This is a genomic window from Variovorax sp. 05N34 (assembly GCF_056397405.1).
The window spans coordinates 85426-108439 of sequence record NZ_JBFTNI010000006.1 but is presented as its reverse complement, the minus strand read 5'-3'; the positions used below and the strand labels follow the sequence as shown (position 1 = coordinate 108439).

The following is a 23014-nucleotide window of genomic DNA, read 5'->3' as shown; positions in this document are numbered from 1 at the left end:
GCTCGCGCTAGGCCGACCGTGAACCGCCGCGCGAAGTGGTTCGCGTGCAGAACGAGATCATTGCCGCGTTGTGCAACGCGCATTCCCATCGGTCGCGCGGGCTCGACAGGGTTGCGCTGCAGCGTCCACAGATGGACGCGATGGAGAGCGCTGATGCTCAGGCGTCCTTGCCGATGACTTCGTAGAAGGCGCGGACCATCCGCGTATCACGCCGCTCGGCAAGGCACATCACGTGAGCGAACGTGCGCACCTGCGCATCGCTGATGCGCACCGCGTGCAGGCCAGGACCGGGCACGTACTCGACTTCCGACACGGCCGCGATGCCAAGGCCCTGCAGCACTGCCTCGCGGATGATCTCGCGGCTCGCTACTTCCATCACCACCTCGGTCTCCACGCGCGCAGTGCGCAGCGCGGACTCGATGGCCTTGCGGGTCGTCGAACCCTGCTCGCGCAGGATGAGCCGCTCGCCTTGCAACTCCGCGGTACGAATGCTGCGCCGATGCGCAAAGCGGTGCTCGGCGTTGCAGAAGATCACCACCGGGTGCTCGGAATAGGGGACCGATACGAAGCGTCGGTCCTTGAGTGCCTGCGCCAGCACGCCGACGTCCGCGGAATAGTTGAGCAGCCGGTCCATCACGTCCTGCGAATTGCCGGTGCTCACCGACACCTTCACGCCGGGGTATTGCTGATTGAACGCAACGAGCATTCGCGTCACATGCGACGGCCCTACGGCCGCCACGCGCAGGTGCCCGCTGCGCAGTTCGCCCGACTCGCGCAGCAACTGCACGGCCTCACTCTCGAGGCTGAAGATCTGGCGGGAGAGGTGCAGCAATCGCTCGCCCATCTCCGTGAGCCGCACGGGTCGACCCGTGCGATGGAACAGTTCAACTTTGTAGAGCGCCTCAAGCTGGCCGACCTGCGTCGTCACGGTCGGTTGGCTGACGTGCAGGCTCTGCGCCGCACCCGTGAAGCTGCCGGTGACGGCCACCGCGTGAAATGAGCGCAATTGTGTCAGCCGCATGAATCCAGCCTTGGTGTTATCCCGGCCGAACTATAGGTTCAGTCAATACATAGGTCAAAAAACTTGAATTGGCTGAATGTGGTGCAAGCGCCGAAAGTGCGGCCATGCGTCACGGATTCGTCATGTGGCGCTACAACAGTGACGGTTCCTCAGTTCCGCATCGGAGACCTCGATGAAATTCACGCGTCGTTCCCTTCTTGCCTGTGCACCTGCCGTGCTGGGCGCTCCCCTTGTCGGTTTGGGTTCAAGCCCCGCGCAAGCCGCCAACGTGCTCACGGTGGGCCTCATCCCTTCCGAAGACTCTCGCGCCATGATCGCAAACAGCCAGGCCATGATGGACATGCTGTCGAAGGCGCTGGGCATGCCGGTCAAGCCCTTCGTGGCCGCCGACTACAACGGCGTCATCGAAGCGCTGCGCTCCAAGCGGCTGGACGTCGCCTACCTGGGCCCGTTCTCGTACGTGATGGGCACGACCGTGGCGCCGATCGAGGCATTTGCGGTCGCCGAGACCAAGAAGGCCGGCCGGACTTCGTATCACTCCTTGATCGTGGCTCGCAAGGACAGCGGCATCAAGACGATCGCCGACCTCAAGGGCAAGACTTTCGCCTTCGTCGATCCGACCTCGACCTCGGGCCACCTGTTCCCGAAGGCGGGGCTGATGAAGGCGGGCTTCAATCCCGACAGCGACTTCGGTCGCGTCATCTTCTCGGGCTCGCACGATTCCAATGCCGTGGCCGTGCAGAACAAGAAGGTCGACGCGGTGGCGATCGCGGACCGCATCCTGGACGCCGCCATCGCGAAGGGGCTCGCCAACCGCGATGACCTTGTGGTGGTGTGGACCTCCGATCCGATCCCCGAATCGCCGACCGTCTGGCGCAAGGACCTCGACCCCGAACTGAAGAAGCGCGTGCAGGCGGCCTTCCTCGAAGTGAAAGACATTCCGTGGTCGGACCAGGGAATGCTCAACGGCTTTCATCCCACCAACGACAAGGCGTACGACATCATCCGCGAGACGGCCAGCATCCTCCACCTCGACCTGAAGGCAATGAAGTGATCGAGATTCGTGGCCTCACGAAGCGCTACGGCGCTTTCGATGCTCTCAAGAGCGTCGACCTCGACGTGAAACCGGGTGAATTCCTGGTGGTGCTCGGCCCTTCGGGCGCGGGCAAGTCGACCCTGCTGCGCTGCATCAACCGGCTCGTCGAGCCCAGCAGCGGTGACGTTCGCATCGACGGCAAGCTCGTCAAGTCCGACGCCGCGAGCCTGCGCCGGCTTCGCTGCCAGGTGGCGATGATCTTTCAGCACTACAACGTGGTGCCTCGCCTGTCGGTGCAGAAGAACGTGCTGACGGGCCGGCTCGGCGCGATGCCTTCGGTGCTGTCGTGGCTCCAGATCTTTCCGCGCAAGGACGTGGAGATCGCGCTCGAATGCCTGCGCCGCGTGGAACTGGAGGACAAGGCGGAACTCCGCACGGACACGCTCTCCGGCGGCCAGAAACAGCGGGTGGGCATTGCGCGCGCGCTGGCGCAGCAGCCGAAGATCATCCTCGCCGATGAGCCCGTTGCGAGCCTCGATCCCAAGACGTCGCGGACGGTGCTCAACTACCTCAAGCAGGCCAGCCGCGAACTGGGCATCTCGGTGGTGTGCAACCTCCACCAGATCGACTATGCCAAGGAGTTTGGCGAGCGCATCCTGGGTGTTTCCGGCGGCCGCATCGTGTTCGAGGGCGGACCGGAACAGCTCACGGGGGATGTCCTGCACCGCATCTATCCGGGCCTTGACGAGAGCGAGTCACGCAACGCGGCGGCGCTCGCGGCGTCGGCACCTGAACCCGTACTGCGCCACCTGGCGCTGGAGGAGGCCTGATCATGCATGTCGGTTCCTACACCTTCCTCGTGTCGCGGCCTGGCGGCAGTCTCGGCTGGGCGCCTCGCATCACAACCGGCGTGGCCATGATGGCCGTGCTCTGGTGGGCGGCCCTGGGCGCGCAGGTCAGCTTCGGCGAACTGGCCAAGGGCTTGCCCTGGATCGGTGACTTCCTCTCGCGCATGCTGCCGCCCAACTGGGCGTTCGTCGAAAAGCTGATCACCCCCGCCATCGAAACGGTGCAGATTGCACTCTGGGGAACGCTGCTGGCCGTGATCCTGGCAGTGCCGGTGTGCTTCTTCGCGGCGCGCAATCTCACGCCGAACGCGGTGGTCTACCAGATCACGCGGCAAGTGTTCAACGTCACGCGTGGCGTCAACGAGATCATCCTGGCGCTTGTGTTCGTGGCCGCGGTCGGGCTGGGTCCGTTCCCGGGCGTGTTGGCCTTGGCCGTCCACGGCGCGGGCATGCTGGGCAAGTTCTTTGCCGAATCCATCGAGGAAATCGATCAGGGGCCCATCGAGGCACTGCGCTCGACGGGCGCGGGGCCGATCCAGACCATCGTCTTTGGCGTGCTGCCGCAAGTCGTCACGGCCTGGATCGCAGTGATCCTCTACCGATTCGAAACCAACCTTCGCCAGGCGACCGTCCTGGGCATGGTCGGCGCGGGGGGCATCGGGTTCGAACTCGTGGGCAGCATGAAGCTGTTTCAGTACCGGGACACGGCCACCTGCATCATCGTGATCATCGCCATGGTGATGGTTGCGGACTACGTCTCCACGCGTCTGCGCGCCTGGATCCAGAAAGGAACCCACTGATGAACTCGCAAGCGGAAGCAATTCAGGTCAACGGGCGGCATTACGCCAAGCCGCGCGCGCCGGTGGTGGTGGTCTGTGTCGATGGCTGCGAGCCCGACTACATCACCCAGGCCATCCAGGCTGGCTCTGCGCCTTACCTGCAGCGCATGCTGGCGCAGGGGAGTTCGCTGATCGGCGATTGCGTGGTGCCGAGCTTCACCAACCCGAACAACGTGTCGATCGTGACGGGCGTGCCTCCGTCGGTCCATGGCATCTGCGGCAATTACTTCTATGACGTCGAAGCGGACCGCGAAGTCATGATGAACGACCCCACCTACCTGCGCGCCCCCACGCTGCTGGCTGCCTTCGGCAAAGCGGGTGCACTGGTGGCGGCAGTGACGGCGAAGGACAAGCTGCGCACCTTGCTGGGCCACGGCCTGAAGGGCATCTGCTTTTCGGCGGAGAAGGCGGACCAGGCCACGATGGCCGAGTGCGGCATCGACAAGGTGCTCGACCTGGTGGGCAGGCCCGTTCCGTCGGTCTACAGCGCCGATCTCAGCGAGTTCGTCTTTGCGGCGGGCGTGCGGCTGCTGGAGACCCGCCGCCCGGACCTGATGTATCTGTCGACCACCGACTATGTGCAGCACAAGTGCGCCCCGGGCACGCCCGAAGCAAATGCCTTCTACGCCATGATGGACGGCTACCTCGCAAGGCTCGATGCCCTGGGCGCCGTCATCGGCCTCACGGCCGACCATGGCATGAGCCCCAAGACGGACGCCGCGGGCAATCCTCGCGTGCTCTACCTCCAGCAGGAACTGGACGCGCAGCTCGGCAATGGCACCACCCGCGTGATCCTGCCCATCACGGACCCCTACGTCGTCCACCACGGCGCCCTGGGTTCGTTTGCGACGGTGTACGTCAACAGCAACGCGCGCGAAGGCGTGCAGGATCTCTTGGCGGCGCTCCCTGGCGTCGAACTGGTGGTGACGCGGGAAGAGGCGGTCAGCCGCTTCGAGCTGGCGGCGGACCGCATCGGCGACCTGGTCGTTATCGGCGATCACCTCACCGTGCTCGGCACGAGTGCCGCCAAGCACGACTTGAGCGGCCTGACGGTKCCCTTGCGTTCCCACGGCGGCATCTCCGAGCAGAAGGTTCCCCTGCTGTTCAACCGGCCCGTTCGGGGCGTGGCATCGCACCGTCGTCTTCGCAACTTCGATGTGTTCGATCTGGCCTTGAATCACACCACCGACTTGAGCTGAACCTTTCCATGTCCAACGAATACTTCAATCCCGTGCGCAGCGTGTACGGGGTAGGGGCCCTGTCGTCCCTGCCGAAGCTGCTGGAGGGCCGCAAGGCCGTCGTCGTGACCTTTCCGGAAGCGCGCCAGCTCGGGCTGGTGGCACGTCTTGAACAGCTGCTCGGACCGGCGCTCGCCGGCGTGATCGACAACGTGCAGCCCAACCCCGACGTCGCCGAGTTGCGCCCGCTCTATGACGCCTTCTGGCGCGACCCTGATAGTGCGGAAGTGCTGGTTGCCGTGGGCGGCGGCAGTGCGATCGACACCGCCAAGGCGCTCATGGTCGGCACGGCCAGTCATCGCTTCGACGAACTGGTCGCGGCGCTCGCGGCAGGCAAGAGCGTCACCCCCGCGCACGTGAAGACGCTGATCGCCGTGCCCACGACCGCTGGCACCGGCAGCGAAGTCACTCCATGGGCCACGGTGTGGGACCGCGGAGCCGGCAAGAAGTACTCGTTGCATCTGCCCGAGACCTGGCCCGACGTCGCGCTGATCGACCCTGCGCTGATGCTGTCCTTGCCGGCGCCGGTGACATTGCAAAGCGGGCTGGACGCGCTCTCGCATGCACTGGAATCGATCTGGAACGTGAATGCGAATCCGCTTTCGGACACCTTTGCCGTGGCGGCCGTGCATGACGTCTTCGATGCCTTGCCGCGGCTGATGGAGAGGCTGGATGACATCGAGCTGCGCGGACGCATGGCGCTCGCCGCGCTCAAGGCCGGCATGGCGTTCTCCAACACACGCACGGCTCTGGCGCATTCGATCTCCTACGAGATGACCTTGCGCTACGGCGTCCCGCACGGCATTGCCTGTTCATTCCCGCTGCCGATGGTGCTGGAGCGCGCCATCGGCCGCCATGCCGGACGGGATGCCGTGCTCCAGCGGGCCTTGGGCCCTCTCGATGATGCACCGCAACGTCTGGCGACATTCATCGAGCGGCTGGGCGTGAAGACCCGCTTTGCCGACTACGGCGTGACGGACGAGCAGGCCGAGCAAATGGTCGCCTTCGCACTGAATGGTGCGCGAGGAAAGAATTTCATCGGCACATCCATGGAGGAGACAGCATGAACGCCATCCTGGAAAGCATCGAGTTTCGCGCCGAGGCGCTGCGCATCGGCGGTGAAAGGATACACACCAGCCGAGCGATCGACGTGCGTAATCCGTTCAACGGCGAACGCGTAGGCAGTGCGCCGATGGCAAGCCTGGAGGACGTGCGCCGCGCGTTCGACATCGCGCATGCCTATGTGCCCACTCTCACGCGCTACGAGCGGTCCGCAATCCTCAATCGCGCCGCTTCGCTCTTGCGCGAACGAACCGAGCAGGCGTCCGATCTCATCACCGCTGAATCGGGCCTGTCGAAGAAAGACAGCATCTACGAGATCGGCCGTGTGGCCGACGTGCTGAACTTCGGCGCCAATGAGGCGTTGCGCGACGATGGGCAGGTGTTCTCGTGCGACCTCACGCCGCACGGTAAGAAGCGCAAGGTGATCACCACGCGCGAGCCGCTGCTGGGCGTGATCACCGCCATCACACCTTTCAACCATCCGATGAACCAGGTCGCGCACAAGGTGGTGCCCGCCGTGGCCACCAACAACCGCATGGTGCTCAAGCCATCGGAGAAGGTGCCGCTGTCGGCCTACTACTTCGCCGACCTGCTCTACGAGGCGGGGCTGCCCCCCGAGATGCTGCAGGTGGTGACGGGCGATCCGCGGGAGATCGCCGACGAGCTTCTCACTCATCGGCACGTGGACCTTGTCACCTTCACCGGCGGCGTTCCCATCGGCAAATACATTGCCGCCAAGGCCGGCTACCGGCGCATCGTGCTCGAACTCGGCGGCAACGATCCTTTGATCGTCATGGACGACGCCGATCTGGACAGGGCGAGCGATCTCGCTGTGCAGGGCTCGTACAAGAACTCGGGCCAGCGCTGCACCGCCGTCAAGCGCATGCTGGTGCACGAGAAAGTCGCCGCGGCCTTCACCGACCTCGTCGTCGAGAAGTCGCGGGCCTGGAGCTACGGCGACCCCATGGATCGGGACAACGACATGGGAACCGTGATCGACGAGCCTGCAGCGCAGCGCTTCGAGCAACTCGTGAACGAGGCAGTGTCGCAAGGCGCTCGACTGCTCGTGGGAAACAAGCGCGAAGGCGCCCTCTATTCACCCACGGTGCTCGATCGGGTGCGGCCGGAGATGACCTTGGTGCGGGAAGAGACCTTCGGGCCGGTGTCGCCCATCATCACCTTTGGCACCATCGACGAAGCGATCGCGATCTCGAACGGCACCGCCTACGGACTTTCGTCGGGCATCTGCACGCATCGGTTCGAGGACGCCACTCGCTTCGCCAGGGAGCTGAAAGTGGGTACCGTCAACCTCTGGGAAGTGCCCGGCTACAGAATCGAGCTGACGCCCTTCGGCGGCATCAAGGACTCTGGCCTGGGCTACAAGGAAGGAGTGCAGGAGGCGATGAAGTCGTTCTGCAACGGCAAGACCTTCACGATGCCTTGGTGACGCACTCACACGTGTGCCATTGCCGGTCGCCGATGCGCCCAGGGCCGCGCCTCTTCGAGTTGCGCGGCCAGGCTGAACAGCAGACCCTCGTCGCCATAGCGCCCCGCGATCTGGCATCCGATCGGTATCTGGTCGTGGGTCCAGTACAGCGGGACTGAAGCCGCGGGCTGCCCCGTCACGTTGAACGGATAGGTGAAGGGAAGGTAGGCGACCATCCTTGCCATCCAGGCGGCCACGTCGCCCGATGCGGTATCGAACCAGCCGATCGGCCGCGGCGTTTGCGCCAGTGTGGGTGTGAGCCAGACATCGAAGCGATCGTGAAAGCCGGCGATGCGCCGCGACTGCCGATGCAGCATCTGCAGGTTGAGCACGTAGTCGCTCGCGCTGAAGCGTCGACCTTCTTCGGCGAGTGCCGCGGTGAGGGGCTCGACAGATCCTGGCGACGGCATCGAGCCGCCGGTGGCTCGGGCGATGTTGGCCATCGTGTTGACGGCGAACACCATTCGGAAGCCGTTCTCGACGGCCTCGGCGTCGTAGTCGGGCGAGGCTTCCTCGACGTGATGGCCGAGCGATTCGCACAGCTTCGCCGCGTCCTGCACCGCTGCTACGCATTCGGCGTCGACGGGCACTCCCGTGGGAGCCCGTACTGCGAACGCGATGCGCAGCCTGCCCGGGGGTTGGCTGGCGCTGTCGAGAAAACGGCGAGGCGGCGGCGCCGCCGCGTACGGGTCGCCCGCCATTGGCCCGGCGAGCGCATCGAGCATGGCGGCGCTGTCGCGCACGCTGCGGCTCACCACGTGCTGATGGGCCAACCCGTTGAGCCCTTCGCCGCCCTCCGGTCCGGCCGTGATGCGCGCGCGCGTGGGCTTGAGGCCGAACAGCCCGCAGCACGACGCCGGAATGCGGATCGAACCACCGCCATCGGTCGCGTGCGCGATTGGCACCATGCCGGCTGCTACGGCCGCGGCCGAACCGCCACTGGAGCCGCCGGGCGACAGGTCCAGCCGCCAGGGGTTGCGCGTCACGCCATAGAGTTGGGATTCCGTCATCGGCGAAAGGCCGAACTCGGGCGAATTGGTCTTGCCGATGATGACCATTCCCGCGCGGCGCATGCGCGCCACGATCTCGCTGTCGGCCGCCGCGATGTTCTGCGCATAGAGCTGCGAGCTCGCGCTGGTCGCCGTGCCCGCGACCGAGGCAACGAGTTCCTTGACGAGCATCGGCACGCCGCGGAAAGGGCCGTCCGGCAATCCCGCCGTGATGGCAGTGCGCGCCGCGTCGTACAGCGGCGTCACGATGGCGTTGAGCGCCGGATTGCGCGCGTCGATGCGCGCGAGGGCCGCATCGAGCAGGTCCTGGGCACTGATGTCGCCCTGCCGCACGAGCGCGGCGAGCGAGAGTCCGTCGTGGGATTCGTAGTCGATCATGGCGTGGGCAGGTTCGCGGCGGGCGGCGGCCATTGCGCGCTCGGCATCGCTTCGGTGGCGGAAAGGTCCATGTCGGCGGCCGCTGCGAATCCGGTGCATGCGAGCGACCCGATCGACACCTGGCCCTCATGAATGCGCAGACGCACGCGGCCGTTCTCGGTGTGATAGAGGTCGGGGTGTACCCGCAGGAATGCCGCCGCCTCGGCGTTCGGGCGCCCCGCAAAGCCATCGAGAAAGTGATGCGCGTTGCGCTCCACATGCGCGATTCCGAGCAGGCTCACGAGCGCCAGGTCCTGCTGGAGCGACACGCCCGGTTGCGTGGTCAGGTCTTCAGCCGACATGAAGTAGCGTTCGCCGTTCGCCGCGTTCCAGGCGCGGCAGCGAGCGAGGTTGAGCACCGACTTGTAGAAGCCCTTGCAGGCTTTGGTCGATACGCCCCGGTAGCCGAGCTCGCGCGCTAGCGGGAAGGCATCGAGGTCGCCGTCCGATTCGTCGATGAGGACTGGCTTGTAGCGCGCCAGCGGGGCCACCGGTGCCGACAGCGCGGCCTGCCGTGCGATGGGTTGCTCAACGAAGAGCGTCGCGGCGCACAGTCGTTCGAGCGCCGGCTCGCTCGCCATGGCCCGCCATAGCTCTGCGGCCGCATCGGCATCGGGGTACTGCTCGTTGCCGTCGAGCGTGACCTGCAGTTCGCCGGGCACCGTGTCGAGCACCGATGCGATGCGTCGAAGCCGATCGAGGTCGGCGTCGAGCTGGCCGGACACCTTGAGCTTGAAATAGCGATGGCGATGCCGCGCGACCACTTCTTGCAGCGTCTCGGGCAAGCCATCGTCGACGCGGCTGCCGGGGAGCTGGTCGGCCGCGACGATCGGATCGAGCAGGCCCACCGTGTGTCGCACATGCAGCGAGGTCGCCGGCTGCAGTTCGCGAAGGAACGACGGCAGCGCGAAGTCGCCAAGATCGGGCGCGACCGCTTGCGTTTCCATGCCCGGCAGGTTGACCTGCATTGCGCGCCAGAAACTCAGGCCTTCGATGCGGCAGAGCGCATCGAGCACCGCTCGGTCGAGCAGCGCGGGGCCGTAGCTGGTGACCAGAGCCGGCAGTGCTTGCGAAGCGCCAGCGTCGAGTAGCGGACGGTAGTGATGCGCGAACAGACCGAACGCCGTCGAAGGCCCGGCCGCAAGGTACGCGTCGCGCGCGAGTTCGAGTGCCCGGCGCAACTGGTGCTGGTTGTCGCTGTCCGACAGGCGCGGGTCCTTGTCGAACCACTTCGCAGACAGGGCCTCGGCGGCGTAGCCCACGCCCTCGCGGCCATCGGCGTGGCGCACGCGCACACGCACGATGGCCTGCCGGCCTTCGGTCACGGTGATGACGCCGAAGCGGAACGGCATGCGCAGCCGGTATGGCGATTCGAACATGTCGACCGCCACAACGTGGAGCCGGGGCGCGGCAGGGTGCATGGCGTTCACCGCGCGCGCTACCAGTGCGGGCCGGCGCGCGTATCGCCGCGCCCGGCGCTGCCCGACAGCTCCGTGTAGATCTCGAACGAGAGCCGTCCCATCTCGCTGGAAGCACGCGACTCGGCGGTGCGGGGACGCGCGATCGGAACGGCATGCACGTTGGCGACGCGCCCGGGGCGCGGTGACATGACGACGACGCGATCCGCAAGGAACACCGCTTCGGGAATCGAATGCGTCACGAAGACGATCGTCTTGCGCTTGCCGTGGTGCGCGGCCTGGTCCTCGCCCCAGATGCGCAGCAGTTCGAGGTTCATGTCGTCGCGCGTCATCGCATCCAGCGCGCCGAAGGGCTCGTCCATCAGCAGGATCGGCGGGTCGAGGATCAGCGCACGGCATAGCGACGCGCGTTGCTGCATGCCCCCGGAAAGCTCGCCTGGCCGTTTGGCAGCGAAGTCGCCCAGCCCCACGAGCTTGAGCAGCTGATGCGCCCGGTCGCGGTACTTGCCGGTATCGAGCCCCGAGAGTTCGGCGGGCAACAGCACGTTGTCGAGCACCGAGCGCCACTTGAGCAGCAGCGCAGCCTGAAACACCATGCCGACCTTCGGGATCGGCCGCTCGACGACGGTGCCGTCGACGCGGATCGCGCCGCTCGTGAGCGGCCGCAGCCCCGCGATCGCCCGCATCAGCGTCGATTTGCCGCAGCCGCTCGGCCCCACGAGTGCGACGAACTCACCCTCGTGGATGGTGAGCGAAATGTCGCGCAGGGCTTCCACCGGGCCGCTCTCGGCGGGGTAGACCATGCCCGCACGATCGACCTCGATGAGGGGCCGGGTTGCGGGCGCATGGGCGAGGTTCGCGGCGGCCATGCCTTCGGCTGCTTCGGCCATGTGCCTCACTTCACGGACAGCGGCATGGCCACCTTGGTGAAGTAATCGGTGGTGTAGACCGCCTTGCAGTCGACCTTCTTCGGCAGGCCCATGTAGGTGTTGACGATGTCGGTCGAGCCGCACATCTTCTTCTCGTCGATGAAGCCGATGCCCGAGTCCGCATAGGTTCGCGTGCGCATCAGCTCGAAGCCGAGGAGCATGTTCGCCTCGATGATGCCGGGGTCGATTTCAGGCACCCGCTTCTTGTAGATCTCGAGCGCTTCCTTGGGGTTCGCCATCACGTCGCGCCAGCCCATGTACGACGCTTCGAGAAAGGCCTTGAGCTGCTTGGGCTTGTCGGCCATCGTCTTCTCGCCCGCCATGATCGCCATCGCGTAGAGATCGAAGCCGTAGTCCGACCAGGCCAGGCGTGCGACCTTGCCCGGCCCGCCCATCGCCTTGTCGTAGAAGGGCAGGCCGGTGGTGTAGTCGGCCACGCCATCCACGCGCTTTTCCGCGATCGCCGCCTGCTTGGCGGTCGGCTCGATATTCACCCAGCTGACCTTGCTCGGATCGATCTTGTTGAGCCGCGCAAAAGCCGGGAAGGCAAGGCGCTGGCTGTCGCCGGCCGGAGCGCCGAGGGTCTTGCCTTCCAGGTCGGCGGGCTTGAGCAGCGGCGTGTCGATGCGGCTGAAGAAGGTCATCGGCGTCTTGTCGAACACCATGCCGACGATCTTCACCTTGGCACCTCGCGACACCGCCGAGATGATCGGCACGGCGTCGGCAAGGCCGGCATCGGCGCGGCCGGTGTCGACCTTGGCGATCGAATCGCCCGAACCCTTGGACGCTTCGATCTTCACATCGAGACCGCGCTGCGCGTAGTAGCCCTTGTCGAGCGCCACCCAGTAGGCCGCGTGATCGCCCACGGCGAACCAGTTGAGCGCGAAGGTGAACTTCTCGAGCGGCTGCGTCTGCGGCTGCGTCTGCGCAAAGGCGGGCGCTGCCAGCAGGGTGACGAGCGCCGCGCAGGCGGCGGCGAGGGGAACGGCGATCCGGGAGGTCATGGTGGCTTCCTTTCGATGTCGTGACGATGATGAAAGACGGGCAGGCATGGATCAGGCGGGCTTGTCCTCGGCCCAGGGCGCGAGCAGGCGGGACAGCACTGCGACGAGGCCGTAGAGGAGGAGGCCGAGAATCGAGATCCACACCAGCGCGGCGAAGGCGGCCGGCGTGTTCATGCTGCTCTGCGTGGTGATGATCACGTAGCCCAGTCCGCGCTGCGAAGCGACGAACTCGCCCACGATCGCGCCGACGACCGCCGAAGTCGCTGTCACCTTGAGAGCGCTCAGGATGTAGGGGTAGGCATTGGGGATGCGGATCTTGAGGAACACCTTCCACTTGGGCGCGCTGAAGACGCGGCCCAGGTCCACGAGGTCCTGGTCGATCTGCGTGAGGCCGACGGCCGTGTTGATGACCACCGGAAAGAAGCCGATGAGCGCGCCGATGAGCATGTTCGGCAAGATGCCGTAGCCGAGCCACATCAGGAACAGGGGCGCGATGGCCACCTTGGGCAGTGTGTTCACGAAGACCAGGAAGGGCGTGAGCGCGCGCGAGATGCCGGCCGACCATGCGATCGCCATTCCGAGCAGCACGCCGGAGAGGCCCGCCAGCAGGAAGGCACCGAGGATCTCGATCGCGGTGATCCACGTGTGGCTGAGCCAGGGGATGTCGCCGCTGGTCATCGCCTGGAGCACCGCGAGCGGGCTCGGCAGCAGGTATTCGCGAATGCCGAACACCGACACCGCCAATTGCCAGAGCACGATGAAGGCCGCGAACAGCCCGAAAGCGGGCAGGTAGTGCAGGAGGGTCTTGCCGAATCGGTTCATGTCAGGGGGACTCGTGCATCTTTCAGGCCAGCCATCGGTCCAGGTGGGCCGCGATGAACTCGTCGTCGGCCAGATCGGCGTGCATCGCCAGCACCCGGTCGATCTCCTCCCGCTGCCCGGGGCTCAGTCCCTCGTTCGGATCGAGGCACCAGATGCCTTCGAGCAGGCCTTGCCGGCGCAGCACCTCGTGGCAACCGGCGATGCAGCCGTGGAAGTTGTGCGCGACGTCGAAGAAGGCGCTGTTGCAGTCGGTGACGCGGCTGTCGAGCGCGAGCATTCTTGCATCCACGGGACGTCCCTGGTCGACGGCCGCTTGGCATTCGGCCAGCAGCTTCACGGCGCCGGAGGTCCACACGGACCAGTGGCCGAGCAGCCCGCCGCGGAAGCGCACCGTCACCGGCGCCCCGTCGCGCATCACGGTAAAAGGCGTCACGAGATCAAGCACGATGTGATCGTCGTTGCCCGTGTAGAGCGTGACGCGCGACTCGGCGCGGGCATCGACGACGCCTCGGACCACGTCGAGCGTGCGGTAGCGGTTGAAGGGCGCGACCTTGATGGCGACCACGTTCTCGATCGCCGCGAAGCGCGCCCAGAAGGCGGCGCTCAGGTCCATGCCGCCGACAGCCGGCTGCAGATAGAAGCCGATCAGCGGGATCTGCTCGGCGACGGCTTCGCAATGTTCGATCAGCGTGTCTTCGCTTTCGCCCTTGAGCGCCGCGAGACTCAGCAGGCCGGCCTGGTAGCCAAGGTCTCGCGCGAGCCGGGCTTCACGCGATGCCTGGGCGGTACGTCCGCAAACGCCGGCCACCATCGCGAGTTCGCGTCCGGGTTCGATCCAGGCGCGCGCGGATTCGGCAGCGAGCCGAAGCACCTCTTCGTAGAGGCCAACCTCACGGATGGCGAACTGCGTCGTGTGCACGCCGACCGCGAGCCCGCCTGCACCGGCGTCGAGGTAATAGCGCGTCAGCGCACGCTGCCGGCGCGCATCGAGCGCGCGGCGCGCGTCGAGTGCCAGCGGATGCGCCGGGATCGCCAGTCCGCGTTGAAGCAACTGGCGGATGTCGGGGGTGAATGGCTTCATGGATTTATCCGAACTCGGGGCCGGCGATCACGAACGACCGATCGTCGACGCACGCGATGCCGTCCGGCAGCGTCGACGCGAGCGCCATGCGCACGAAGGGACGCTGGACGCGCAAGCCGCGTGCGCGCAGGTCATCGGCCAAGGCCGTCCAGCGTGAAGGGAGGTCGAGGAAGACGCGGCCATTGCAATGTGCGAAGGCAGCGTCGAGCAAGGCCGCGGCCTGGTCCATCGTCTGCGCGACCAGGGGGCCGATCTGGAAGGCGCTGCGGCCGCGGCGGGCGATCACGAATCCAATTGCTCCGCGGGCGTCATCGAGCAACATCCACGCGCGGGTGCCGTTGCGTTGCAGGAAGTTGCCAAGCACCGTACGGCGTTCCAAGCCCGAGGCGGCTGTATCGAGTGCGATGATGGTGTCGACGTCACCGGCATCGGCCGGGCGAACGCGCTCATCGTGGCGCGCACTGGGCAGGGCCACGACCTCGCCCTCCCATCGCTCGATGTCGAAGCCCGACTGGAAGCCGAGCCGCCGGTAGACCGGCTCGCCCGCTGGCGTCGCGTCGAGCACCGGAGTGATGCCTTCGTGCTGCAAGTGGTCGATGCAGGCCCCGAGCAGGTGCGTGGCGAGACCGCGATGTCGCCATTCCTTTGCCACCAGCACCATCGAGATCCAGCCCAGCCGCCCATAGCCCAGAGCGGCGGCCGTCGCGACGAGCTGGCTGTCGGCCGTGCGCCATCCGAGCGCCTTGCCGTGCTGAACGAACAGCTGCCAGTCGTCCGCGGTCTGGTTCCAGCCGGACGCATCCGACAGGGCCATGCCCGCCAGAACGTCGGCCGAGTCGAGCCTGACTTGCGTCAGCGACTCAGAAGGTGCCATCCCGCACCTCGAACTTGGTCGGCTTGTTGAAGCTCTCGCGCTCGTTGCGCACCCAGTCGGCCACCCAATCGAGCATGGCGCCGAGCGGCACGAGCGGATAGCCGAACAGCCGACTGGCTTCGGTGGTGTCGGAAAGAAGCGCCGTCGGAGCCTCCTGCCCGGTGATGTGCACGTCGACGCCGAGCCTTGCCGCGAACTCGTTCGCGAGCCATCGCACGGAAATCGTCTCGGGGCCCGTGCAGTTGATGGGGGAGGGCGGCACCGTGCAGTGGCGCAGCAGGCGCAGCACCTGCGCATTGGCGTCGCCCTGCCAGATGACGTTCACATAGCCCATGCTGACGTCGACCGGCACGCGGCGATGCACCTTCGACGCGATGTCGAACAGCACGCCATAGCGCATATCGATCGCGTAGTTGAGCCTGAAGATGCGCCCCGGCGTGCCATGCCGGATGCTGAAGTACTCGAACATGCGCTCCCGGCCGATGCAGGACTGGGCATAGTCGCCCAGTGGTGCGGGCGGAGTGCGCTCGCTCGCGCCTTGCTGTCCCAGCGGTGTCAGCGGATAGATGTTGCCGGTCGAGAAGCTCACGATGCGGGCTTCGCGGAAGGTGTCGGCCACCAGGGCCGGCACGTGCGTGTTCATGGCCCAGGTGAGTGACTGGTTGTCCTTGGACCCGAACTTGTGACCGGCAGCGAAGACGATGTTCGACACGCGCGGCAAGGCTTCGATGGCCGAACGGTCGAGCAGGTCGCAGGCGATCGTCTCGATGCTCCAGCCTTCCAGGCGATCGCGCACGGCCGGGTCGCTGAAGCGCGCGACGCCGATCACGCGCTTGTGCGGCGCGGCATTCTTCGCGAGGCGCGCGAGCGTGGGGCCCATCTTGCCGGCCACGCCGAGGATCATCAGGTCGCCCTCGACCTGCGCAAGGTCGTCGACCAGCGCCTGGCTCGGTCGCGCCAGGAACTCGTCGAGCGCGTCGACGGATTCGAAGCGCTCTGGCAGGGCGGTGGGATCGAGCAGCGAAGCGGTGCTGCCGGACGGGCTTGGCAATGACGATGTCTGCATGGGATACGACCTCGGACTTCAAACGCGTTGCAGCTTAGGAGGCGCGCGAGGTCGTGTCAACCGTTTGGTTGAAATCTCAGGGAAGACGATGAGTCGACGAGTCGATCGCCTCGCGCCGGATGCGTTCGCTAGGCGCGCAGTCCGGCCATGGCGAAGGACACCACGTGGCGCCGGTATCCGTCCACGGCCTTTGCATCGCCGAGGTCGCGCGCGAAGATGGACGACAGCGTGAGCCGGTTCGAGAAGTAGAAGTACGACATGCCCGCGACGGAGATGTACAGCTCGACCGGGTCCACGCCGCGCCGGAACACCTTGGCGGCGATACCGCGCTTGAGCGTCTGGGCGATCAAGGCGATCAGCGGCGAGTTGGTCTCGCGAATGGCGCGCGAGTCGCGCACGTGCCGCGCGCCGTGGGCGTTCTCGTGGTTCAGCAGGCCGATGAAATCGGGATGCCGCGCCAGGTAGTCGAACGAAAAGCCGATCAGTGCCGCCATCGCCTCGGCCGGCTTCATATCGCCGAGATTCAGCTCGCGTTCGAGCGAACGGATCTCGGTGTAGACCACTTCCAGTGCCGTTCGATAGAGGTCTTCCTTGCTTCCGAAGTAGTAGTAGATGAGCTGCTTGTTGACGCCCGCGCGCGCCGCGATCTCATTGACACGGGCCCCTGCGAGCCCCTTGGCGGCGAACTCGCTGCGTGCCGCGACGAGGATGGCCGTGCGTGCCGCGCTCGAATCGGATTCGGCCTGGTCGGAGGTGGGAGCGGCGCGGCGAGGGGGCATCGGCTGTCAGGTCGGATCGAAGTGCGCGGATTATCCGCGCGCGGGCCAACAAAGCGCGCCATTGCGCCGCCGGTCCAAAAACCGGCTGACCTGTCGATCAGGTCGTCGCTCCGTCGAGCATCTCCAATATCGCCTTGATGGCAGCGCGATATCCACCGGGGCCGAGGCCGGCGATCACGGCCGTTGCCACTGCGGACATGTAGGAGTGGTGGTACATCTCTTCGCGGCGATGGATGTTGGACAGATGGACCTCGATGATCGGACCCGGAAACATCTTGAGCGCGTCCATGATGGCCATCGAAGTGAACGAATAGGCCGCCGGGTTGATGATGATTCCGCTGGCCGTGTCGATGGCTTCGTGAATCCAGTCGATCAACTGCGTCTCGCTGTTGGACTGGTGGAACACCACCGGGACCGCCCCGGCTTCGTCGCGGCACATGGCTTCGATCTCCGCGAGCGTGGTCTTGCCATAGATCGCGGGCTCGCGCTTGCCGAGACGGTTGAGATTCGGACCATTCAGGATGAAGAGCGGTTTCGTCATGGTGAGTACGCTTTCGACGCAGACAGGGAGACAGGCCTACCCCTTGTAGCCCATCAGGCGCGGGAGCCACAGTACCGTTTCGGGGACGAGCGTGAGGATCGCCAGCACGACGATGGCCATGCCGATGAAGGGCGCAGCCTCACGCACCACGACCATCAGCGGCTGCTTGGTCATGTTGGCCACGACAAATAACAGCAAGCCGAACGGCGGGGTCAGCAGGCCGAGCATGATGTTGACCACCACGACCACGCCGAAGTGCACAGGATCGATACCGAGTGCCTTCGCCGCCGGAATCAATATCGGCACGATGATGAGCAGGATGGTGGAACCCTCGAGCAGGCAGCCCAGCGCCAACAGGATTGCATTCACCAGCAGCAGATAGACGAGCGGCGTCAGGTGGAAGGCGCTGATGAACTGCTGCACCGACAGTGGAACTTGCTCGATCGTGACCACGTAGTTGAAGACCAAGGCCCCGGCAATCAGCATGCCGACCGAGGTGGTCGACCGGGCGCTCCCGAGCAACACGTTGTACAGCTGCCGCCATGTCATCGAGCGATAGATGATCGCGGATGCGAGTAGTGCGTAGGCAGCCGCGGCCGCGGCGCCTTCGGTCGGCGTCATGACGCCGCCGTAGATGCCGAACAGCAGCACCACGGGCAACATCAATGCAGGCAACGCGTCAAGGGTGATGCGCGGAATCTCGCGCATCGGCACAGGCGGCTCGACAGGGTAGTTGCGGCGCCTGGCAATGAAGGCGTTGGTGATCATGAAGACCAGGCCCAGCAGAAGCCCCGGGACGACCCCGCCCAGGAAGAGATAGCCGATGGATGTGTCCGACACCAGCGCATAGATCACCATCGGAATCGAAGGCGGAATGATCGGACCGATGACCGCTGCCGACGCGGTAATGGCGCCCGCATAGGCGACCGGATAGCCGTTGCGCGTCATCATGCCGATGATCACCTTGCCGATGCCCACGGCGTCGGCAATTGCCGAGCCGGACATCCCGGCGAAGATGATGTTGGCCACCACGTTGACGTGGCCGAGGCCGCCTCGAAATCGTCCCACGAGCAGGAGGCAGAACTTGAGCAGCCTGTCCGTCAGGCTGCCGCTGTTCATGAGCTCGGCCGCGAGAATGAACAAGGGAACCGCCAGCAGCACATAGCTGTTGAAGAGCCCGTTGAGGATCTGCTCGGCAGCGGTGCCGAGATCGAGCCCCGCAAGGACGAGGTAGAAGATCGAGGCGCCGATCATCGAAAGCCCGATCGGCAGGCCGAGGATGGCCAGCATGACGAGGACGATGATGCACAGGGTGAAGTGGCTGGGCATGCTCATGCCGCGCTGTCCGACATGCTGCCGGCTTCAGGTGGCGCGCCCTTGATGGCCCGCCAGGCAAGCCGGATGTGCTTGAAGATGATGGCCAGCGAGAAGATCACGTAGACGGCGTAGAGGATGTCGAATCGCATGTGCAGGTAGGCGGTGTGCTCGCGCCTCATGAAGGTCACGTAGTTCCAGGTGGCAGGCAGCGATATGACGAAGAGCACGGCGATGGCGATGCTGGACACCGCCGTAAAGGCCCGCTGGGTACCCGGAGAGACCACCCCATAGACGATGTCGAAGCGGATCTCGTCCTGGTCAGAGAGAACGAAAGCCGCGCACCAGAGCACGGCCCACAACCAGCAGAGAACGGTCACCTCGTCGGTCCATCCCAACGGCTGGTTGAGGACATAGCGAAATCCGATCTGGAGCAAAAAAGACACGAACATGAGCGCCATCAGCGCCACGGCAACATCGTTGGCGCGCCTGCGCAGCCACGAACCCGTCGTGCGAAGTCGAGTAAGCATTGTTTGAGTTGATGCCGCACGCCGCGCAGTGCGGCGATGCGGACGTCAAAGGGCGTTGATGCGCTCGAGCGCGCCCTTGGGCCACTCGCTGCCGTACTTGTCGACGTATTTCTTTTGCGCGAAGGTACGGAAGGCAGCCAGGTCCGGGGTGTAGACCTTCTTGCCTTCCTTCTTGAAGTAGTCCTGTACTTCCTTTTCCTGGGCCACGAACTTGGCCGTGTAGTCGTCGATCGCCTTTTCCGCGGCCGCCTGGAATTTCGCCTGCTGCGCCGGCGTCATCGCGTCCCAGATCTTGGTCGTGATCACCATCACGTCGTAACCCAGCACATGCCCGGTGAGCACGAACTGCGTGGTGACTTCGTCGAACTTCATGAGGCGGCTCGCCACCAGCGGGTTGTCYTGGCCGTCGATCGCGCCCGACTGCAGCGCCGTATAAACCTCGGCGTAGGCCACCGGCGTGGGATTGACGCCGATCGACTCGCCCAGAAACTGCCAGTACTCGCCCGGAGGCATGCGCAGCTTGATCCCTGCGAGATCGGCAGGCGTCTTGATTTCCTTGGTCGGCTTGAGGTTCACGTTGCGCGAACCGAAGTACACCGGCGTGATGACCTGGATGCCAAGCTGGTCGCGCGCCATCTTGATGAACTCGCGACCCACATCGCTCTTGAACGTCTTCTTCAAATGATCGACGTCGCGAAACAGGTACGCCGACGTCATGAGTGACCACGCCGGGATCTGTTTGCTGATGTCGGCTGGCGCGAGATTGCACATCTCGAGATTGCCGCGCTGCAGCGCGACCAGTTCCGCTCCCTGCTTGAACAGCGTGTTGCCCCAGTAGGGCTCGAAGTCGTAGCCGTCTTTGATGGCGGCGGCCAGATTTTTGTAGGCCTCCGTGCGCAGATCCTGCTCGGTGAAGGCGGAACTGAAGCGCAGCTTGGTGCGGTTTTGGGCGAATGCCGAGGGCAGGGCGCCCAGCGCCAACGCCGAGGCGCCGGCTGCGAGCGTCGCACGACGCGAAAAGGTCGAACTCATGAAGTCTCCGTTGTATGTGCCCCGAGGGCGACCATTGAGCCGTTGCCGTTCTCGACTGCGATGCGTTCGCGGCGGAGCGGCATTGATATATTATGAAATCGTTGGAGGATTAGCAATGCGTCTGAGGATCAGGGTATTCTCTGATCCCCAACGGCGCAGCTGCAACTGAAACCTGTGCTGAACTTCGATCCTTCCAGGAGCGACCCGTGTTGACCGACCTCTCCCTCGATTCCCCAGACAGTGCCACCGCCAGCGGGATTGCCTATCGCCGCATCCGCTCGGACATCGTGCTGGGCCGGTTGACGCCGGGGCGCCGTTTGCCGCTCGAGCGAATGAAAGAGGCTTACGGCGCCAGCGTCGGCACGCTGCGCGAGCTCTTCAACCGCCTTGCCACCGAAGGCTTGCTCGTGGCCGAAGGGGCGCGCGGTTTCCAGGTCAGTGCGGTCTCCTCAGCCGACCTTCGCGATGTGGCATCGATGCGGCTGCTTCTGGAGAGCCACGGAATCAAGGAATCGTTTCAGCGCGGCGACCTGGAGTGGGAAGGCCGCGTGGTCGCGGCCTATCACAAGCTCGCAACCATGGAAAAGAGAATGGCAGCCAACGAGCCTTCTCCTCCGGAAACCTGGCGCCAGTACGACTGGGCGTTTCACGGCTCGCTCATCTCCGCATGTGGCTCCGCCTTGCTGCTGCAGACCTATGCGTCGATCTGCGACAAGTATCTGCGCTATCAGATGATTGCCGCCGTCTTCCGCGGGGAAGAGGCGGCCGACGAGCACCAGATCCTGCTCGAAAGCGCGCTCGCCAGGGACTGGCAGCGCGCGCAACAGGCCCTGATCACTCATGTCGAGGATTGCGTCACGCAAATGGCATCGGTGCTGGACGCCGCCTGAAACAGATACTTGTGAGGACCGCATGACATCTTCTTCCGGTGGCCCGCTACGCATGGGCATTCTGGGCGCCGCACGCATCGCACGTTTGTTTGTCGAAGCCGTGCGGCCCTCGGCAAAGGTCGTGGTCGCCGCCGTTGCGAGCCGCGACGTGGAGCGCGCTACCGCCTTCGCGCGCGAGCTCGGCATCGGCCGCGTCCATGCAAGCTATGACGCGCTATTCGCCGACGCAGACATCGACGCGGTGTACGTGCCGCTTCCCAACAACCTGCACGCGGAGTGGTCGATCCGGGCCGCCGACGCTGGCAAACACGTCATGTGCGAGAAGCCGCTCGCTGCCAATGCGGCGCAGGCCCGGGCCATGTTCGCGGCCGCCGAGAAGAATGGCGTGTACCTTGTCGAAGCCTATCCGTACCGGGCTCAGCCGCAAACGCTCAAAGTTCGCGAACTCGTCGCGGCAGGCGCCATCGGCCGCATCCAGCTCATCGAGGCGTCGTTCGGATTTCCTTTGACGGACGCTGCCAACATCCGCATGGACCCGAATCTTGCGGGTGGCGCGCTGATGGATGCGGGGTCCTATCCGGTGAGCTTCGTGCGCACCGTGGCAGGTGCCGCGCCGTCGCGCGTGTCCGCGCTGTCGCGCTGGGGCGCGACCGGTGTCGACGTGAGCACAATGGCCACGCTCGAGTATCCGGACGGTCTTCTCGCGCAGATCTCGTGCAGTTTCACCACGGCGCGGCATCGGCATGCGTTCATTGCCGGGGACGCGGGTTCGATCAGCACCACCTACTTCAACGATACCGGGCCCACATTTCCACCGCTTGTGAATGTGCGGCGCGGCAATGGATGGGATGCGGCGCATGAAGTGATCGAAACCGAAGCGCTCCCAGGCTTCCTGGCAGAAGCGGAGTCGTTCCACGATCTCGTGCGCTTCGGCTGGAGCAAATGGACCGGCGCCACGCCCACCGAATCGATCGACATTGCGATGACGCTCGATGCAATTGCGGCCAGCAGTCGCCATGGCGTTCCGGTTGTACTTGACCGATAAGCGGAGGGACAGGAGACATGCCGCTTCTAGGAAATGCAGCGCTGGCCATGTGGTGGGACATGGCGCCCGAAATCAAATCCGAGTTCGAAGACTGGCACTCCCACGAACATTTTCCCGAGCGGCTCGGCGTGCCCGGCTTCCGGCGGGCATCGCGTTGGACGAGTGCCGTCGGGGGCGAAGGCATCTTCGTCATGTATGAGCTCACGTCGTACGCGGTCCTTTCATCGACCGCCTACGTCAGTCATCTGAACACGCCATCGCCGTGGTCCTCGCGGATGATGCCGCACCACAGGAACATGGTGCGCAGCCAGTGCCACGTGCTCGAGTCATCGGGCGCCAGCGCCGCACGGCACGCGTTGACATTGCGTGTCTCGCCACTGGAGGGCCGCGCTGACGACCTGCGCACATTCTTTAGGACACTCTCTGCCGTTCTGGTCCAGAAGCCGGGAATCGTGGGCGCCCATCTATTGCGGCATCAGACGCCGCCCGTTGCCGAAACCACCGAGCAGCGCATTCGCAACTCCGCCGATCGCGTGGCTGACTGGGTGTTCGTGGCCGTTGGCTACGACGCGCTGGTCGTGGAGTCGCTGGTCCATGCCGATGTCGGTGTAGCGGCCTTGCGGGCGTCTGGTGCGGCCGAAGGCGCACTGAGCGGTCTCTACACGCTCTCGCATTCGGCAACGGTCGAGGACGTCGCCGGTTTATTGCGCTGATTGCATCAATAGGTCCAAA

The 23014-nt window shown here is 65.1% G+C and carries 23 protein-coding genes; 9 read left to right on the top strand and 14 right to left on the bottom strand.

The genetic code is table 11. The features are described 5' to 3' along the window. Positions 1–157: 157 nt before the first annotated feature. Positions 158–1021, bottom strand: a complete 864-nt coding sequence (locus tag AC1DMA_RS17560) for a LysR substrate-binding domain-containing protein (RefSeq protein ID WP_478145006.1) — start codon at positions 1019–1021, stop codon at positions 158–160. 172 nt (positions 1022–1193) lie between these two features. Here AC1DMA_RS17560 and phnD point away from each other — a divergent pair, with 172 nt between their 5' ends. From phnD to phnY, 6 genes are read left to right on the top strand one after another with little or no spacing between them, the layout of a single operon-like run. Continuing rightward, entirely contained in the window at positions 1194–2075 is an 882-nt protein-coding gene (gene phnD / locus AC1DMA_RS17555) for a phosphonate ABC transporter substrate-binding protein (RefSeq protein ID WP_478145005.1), read from the top strand. Continuing rightward, entirely contained in the window at positions 2072–2887 is an 816-nt protein-coding gene (phnC, locus tag AC1DMA_RS17550) for a phosphonate ABC transporter ATP-binding protein (RefSeq protein WP_478145004.1), read from the top strand. The genes phnD and phnC overlap by 4 nt, the downstream gene beginning before the upstream one ends. Before the next feature lie 2 nt (positions 2888–2889). Continuing rightward, complete coding sequence (phnE, locus tag AC1DMA_RS17545; protein WP_478127934.1) at positions 2890–3705, top strand: phosphonate ABC transporter, permease protein PhnE; 816 nt, start codon at positions 2890–2892, stop codon at positions 3703–3705. Then, on the top strand, positions 3705–4943 hold the full coding sequence (gene phnA / locus AC1DMA_RS17540; RefSeq protein WP_478145003.1) for a phosphonoacetate hydrolase: 1239 nt from the start codon (positions 3705–3707) through the stop codon (positions 4941–4943). Before phnE ends, phnA begins: the two co-directional genes overlap by 1 nt. A gap of 8 nt (positions 4944–4951) precedes the next feature. Further along, the gene (gene psrA, locus AC1DMA_RS17535) at positions 4952–6049 is read left to right on the top strand and encodes an iron-containing alcohol dehydrogenase PsrA (protein WP_478145002.1); all 1098 of its coding nucleotides are present in this window, start codon (positions 4952–4954) and stop codon (positions 6047–6049) included. Continuing rightward, entirely contained in the window at positions 6046–7491 is a 1446-nt protein-coding gene (phnY, locus tag AC1DMA_RS17530; RefSeq protein WP_478145001.1) for a phosphonoacetaldehyde dehydrogenase, read from the top strand. Before psrA ends, phnY begins: the two co-directional genes overlap by 4 nt. Positions 7492–7496: 5 nt before the next feature. On the opposite strand, the gene AC1DMA_RS17525 is transcribed toward phnY, so the two are convergent. The 13 genes from AC1DMA_RS17525 to dctP all read right to left on the bottom strand — a co-directional run bounded on the left by AC1DMA_RS17525 (position 7497) and on the right by dctP (position 20347). Then, positions 7497–8951 (bottom strand): amidase, encoded by a 1455-nt coding sequence (locus AC1DMA_RS17525; protein ID WP_478145000.1) that lies wholly within the window; start codon positions 8949–8951, stop codon positions 7497–7499. Further along, positions 8915–10336 (bottom strand): enolase-like domain-containing protein, encoded by a 1422-nt coding sequence (locus AC1DMA_RS17520; RefSeq protein ID WP_478144999.1) that lies wholly within the window; start codon positions 10334–10336, stop codon positions 8915–8917. Before AC1DMA_RS17520 ends, AC1DMA_RS17525 begins: the two co-directional genes overlap by 37 nt. A gap of 59 nt (positions 10337–10395) precedes the next feature. Next, the gene (locus AC1DMA_RS17515) at positions 10396–11265 is read right to left on the bottom strand and encodes an ABC transporter ATP-binding protein (protein ID WP_478127940.1); all 870 of its coding nucleotides are present in this window, start codon (positions 11263–11265) and stop codon (positions 10396–10398) included. 5 nt (positions 11266–11270) lie between these two features. Further along, the gene (locus AC1DMA_RS17510) at positions 11271–12308 is read right to left on the bottom strand and encodes an ABC transporter substrate-binding protein (RefSeq protein ID WP_478144998.1); all 1038 of its coding nucleotides are present in this window, start codon (positions 12306–12308) and stop codon (positions 11271–11273) included. A gap of 51 nt (positions 12309–12359) precedes the next feature. Next, positions 12360–13130 (bottom strand): ABC transporter permease, encoded by a 771-nt coding sequence (locus AC1DMA_RS17505; RefSeq protein WP_478127942.1) that lies wholly within the window; start codon positions 13128–13130, stop codon positions 12360–12362. Between the two features lie 22 nt (positions 13131–13152). Then, positions 13153–14211 carry a dihydrodipicolinate synthase family protein gene (locus AC1DMA_RS17500; RefSeq protein WP_478144997.1) on the bottom strand — a complete coding sequence of 353 codons (1059 nt, stop codon included), beginning with the start codon at positions 14209–14211 and terminating at the stop codon, positions 13153–13155. 4 nt (positions 14212–14215) lie between these two features. After that, positions 14216–15085 carry a GNAT family N-acetyltransferase gene (locus tag AC1DMA_RS17495; RefSeq protein WP_478144996.1) on the bottom strand — a complete coding sequence of 290 codons (870 nt, stop codon included), beginning with the start codon at positions 15083–15085 and terminating at the stop codon, positions 14216–14218. Continuing rightward, the gene (locus AC1DMA_RS17490) at positions 15072–16151 is read right to left on the bottom strand and encodes an NAD-dependent epimerase/dehydratase family protein (RefSeq protein ID WP_478144995.1); all 1080 of its coding nucleotides are present in this window, start codon (positions 16149–16151) and stop codon (positions 15072–15074) included. Before AC1DMA_RS17490 ends, AC1DMA_RS17495 begins: the two co-directional genes overlap by 14 nt. 128 nt (positions 16152–16279) lie before the next feature. Beyond that, positions 16280–16930, bottom strand: coding sequence for a TetR/AcrR family transcriptional regulator (locus tag AC1DMA_RS17485; protein WP_478144994.1), 651 nt, complete (start codon positions 16928–16930; stop codon positions 16280–16282). 97 nt (positions 16931–17027) lie between these two features. Beyond that, a complete protein-coding gene (gene aroQ / locus AC1DMA_RS17480) occupies positions 17028–17471 on the bottom strand; it encodes a type II 3-dehydroquinate dehydratase (RefSeq protein WP_478144993.1) in 444 nt (147 codons plus the stop codon). A gap of 36 nt (positions 17472–17507) precedes the next feature. Then, a complete protein-coding gene (locus AC1DMA_RS17475) occupies positions 17508–18806 on the bottom strand; it encodes a TRAP transporter large permease (RefSeq protein WP_478127948.1) in 1299 nt (432 codons plus the stop codon). Then, positions 18803–19315 (bottom strand): TRAP transporter small permease, encoded by a 513-nt coding sequence (locus tag AC1DMA_RS17470; protein WP_478144992.1) that lies wholly within the window; start codon positions 19313–19315, stop codon positions 18803–18805. Before AC1DMA_RS17470 ends, AC1DMA_RS17475 begins: the two co-directional genes overlap by 4 nt. 45 nt (positions 19316–19360) lie before the next feature. Further along, positions 19361–20347, bottom strand: a complete 987-nt coding sequence (dctP, locus tag AC1DMA_RS17465) for a TRAP transporter substrate-binding protein DctP (RefSeq protein ID WP_478144991.1) — start codon at positions 20345–20347, stop codon at positions 19361–19363. 206 nt (positions 20348–20553) lie between these two features. On the opposite strand from dctP, the gene AC1DMA_RS17460 reads away from it, so the two are divergent. Genes AC1DMA_RS17460 through AC1DMA_RS17450 form a run of 3 tightly spaced genes read left to right on the top strand, consistent with a single transcriptional unit; the run spans position 20554 to position 22995 of the window. Then, a complete protein-coding gene (locus tag AC1DMA_RS17460) occupies positions 20554–21237 on the top strand; it encodes a GntR family transcriptional regulator (RefSeq protein WP_478127951.1) in 684 nt (227 codons plus the stop codon). A gap of 22 nt (positions 21238–21259) precedes the next feature. Continuing rightward, complete coding sequence (locus tag AC1DMA_RS17455) at positions 21260–22282, top strand: Gfo/Idh/MocA family protein (protein ID WP_478144990.1); 1023 nt, start codon at positions 21260–21262, stop codon at positions 22280–22282. Positions 22283–22299: 17 nt separating this feature from the next. Then, on the top strand, positions 22300–22995 hold the full coding sequence (locus AC1DMA_RS17450; RefSeq protein WP_478144989.1) for a hypothetical protein: 696 nt from the start codon (positions 22300–22302) through the stop codon (positions 22993–22995). Positions 22996–23014: the final 19 nt, after the last annotated feature.

Bases quoted from the DNA above. Each gene is read 5' to 3' on its own strand.
- AC1DMA_RS17560 (WP_478145006.1), bottom strand. From the start codon at position 1,021: ATGCGGCTGACACAATTGCGCTCATTTCACGCGGTGGCCGTCACCGGC.
- phnD (WP_478145005.1), top strand. From the start codon at position 1,194: ATGAAATTCACGCGTCGTTCCCTTCTTGCCTGTGCACCTGCCGTGCTG.
- phnE (WP_478127934.1), top strand. From the start codon at position 2,890: ATGCATGTCGGTTCCTACACCTTCCTCGTGTCGCGGCCTGGCGGCAGT.
- psrA (WP_478145002.1), top strand. From the start codon at position 4,952: ATGTCCAACGAATACTTCAATCCCGTGCGCAGCGTGTACGGGGTAGGG.
- phnY (WP_478145001.1), top strand. From the start codon at position 6,046: ATGAACGCCATCCTGGAAAGCATCGAGTTTCGCGCCGAGGCGCTGCGC.
- AC1DMA_RS17525 (WP_478145000.1), bottom strand. From the start codon at position 8,951: ATGGCCGCCGCCCGCCGCGAACCTGCCCACGCCATGATCGACTACGAA.
- AC1DMA_RS17520 (WP_478144999.1), bottom strand. From the start codon at position 10,336: ATGTTCGAATCGCCATACCGGCTGCGCATGCCGTTCCGCTTCGGCGTC.
- AC1DMA_RS17515 (WP_478127940.1), bottom strand. From the start codon at position 11,265: ATGGCCGAAGCAGCCGAAGGCATGGCCGCCGCGAACCTCGCCCATGCG.
- AC1DMA_RS17510 (WP_478144998.1), bottom strand. From the start codon at position 12,308: ATGACCTCCCGGATCGCCGTTCCCCTCGCCGCCGCCTGCGCGGCGCTC.
- AC1DMA_RS17505 (WP_478127942.1), bottom strand. From the start codon at position 13,130: ATGAACCGATTCGGCAAGACCCTCCTGCACTACCTGCCCGCTTTCGGG.
- AC1DMA_RS17500 (WP_478144997.1), bottom strand. From the start codon at position 14,211: ATGAAGCCATTCACCCCCGACATCCGCCAGTTGCTTCAACGCGGACTG.
- AC1DMA_RS17495 (WP_478144996.1), bottom strand. From the start codon at position 15,085: ATGGCACCTTCTGAGTCGCTGACGCAAGTCAGGCTCGACTCGGCCGAC.
- AC1DMA_RS17490 (WP_478144995.1), bottom strand. From the start codon at position 16,151: ATGCAGACATCGTCATTGCCAAGCCCGTCCGGCAGCACCGCTTCGCTG.
- AC1DMA_RS17485 (WP_478144994.1), bottom strand. From the start codon at position 16,930: ATGCCCCCTCGCCGCGCCGCTCCCACCTCCGACCAGGCCGAATCCGAT.
- aroQ (WP_478144993.1), bottom strand. From the start codon at position 17,471: ATGACGAAACCGCTCTTCATCCTGAATGGTCCGAATCTCAACCGTCTC.
- AC1DMA_RS17475 (WP_478127948.1), bottom strand. From the start codon at position 18,806: ATGAGCATGCCCAGCCACTTCACCCTGTGCATCATCGTCCTCGTCATG.
- AC1DMA_RS17470 (WP_478144992.1), bottom strand. From the start codon at position 19,315: ATGCTTACTCGACTTCGCACGACGGGTTCGTGGCTGCGCAGGCGCGCC.
- AC1DMA_RS17455 (WP_478144990.1), top strand. From the start codon at position 21,260: ATGACATCTTCTTCCGGTGGCCCGCTACGCATGGGCATTCTGGGCGCC.
- AC1DMA_RS17450 (WP_478144989.1), top strand. From the start codon at position 22,300: ATGCCGCTTCTAGGAAATGCAGCGCTGGCCATGTGGTGGGACATGGCG.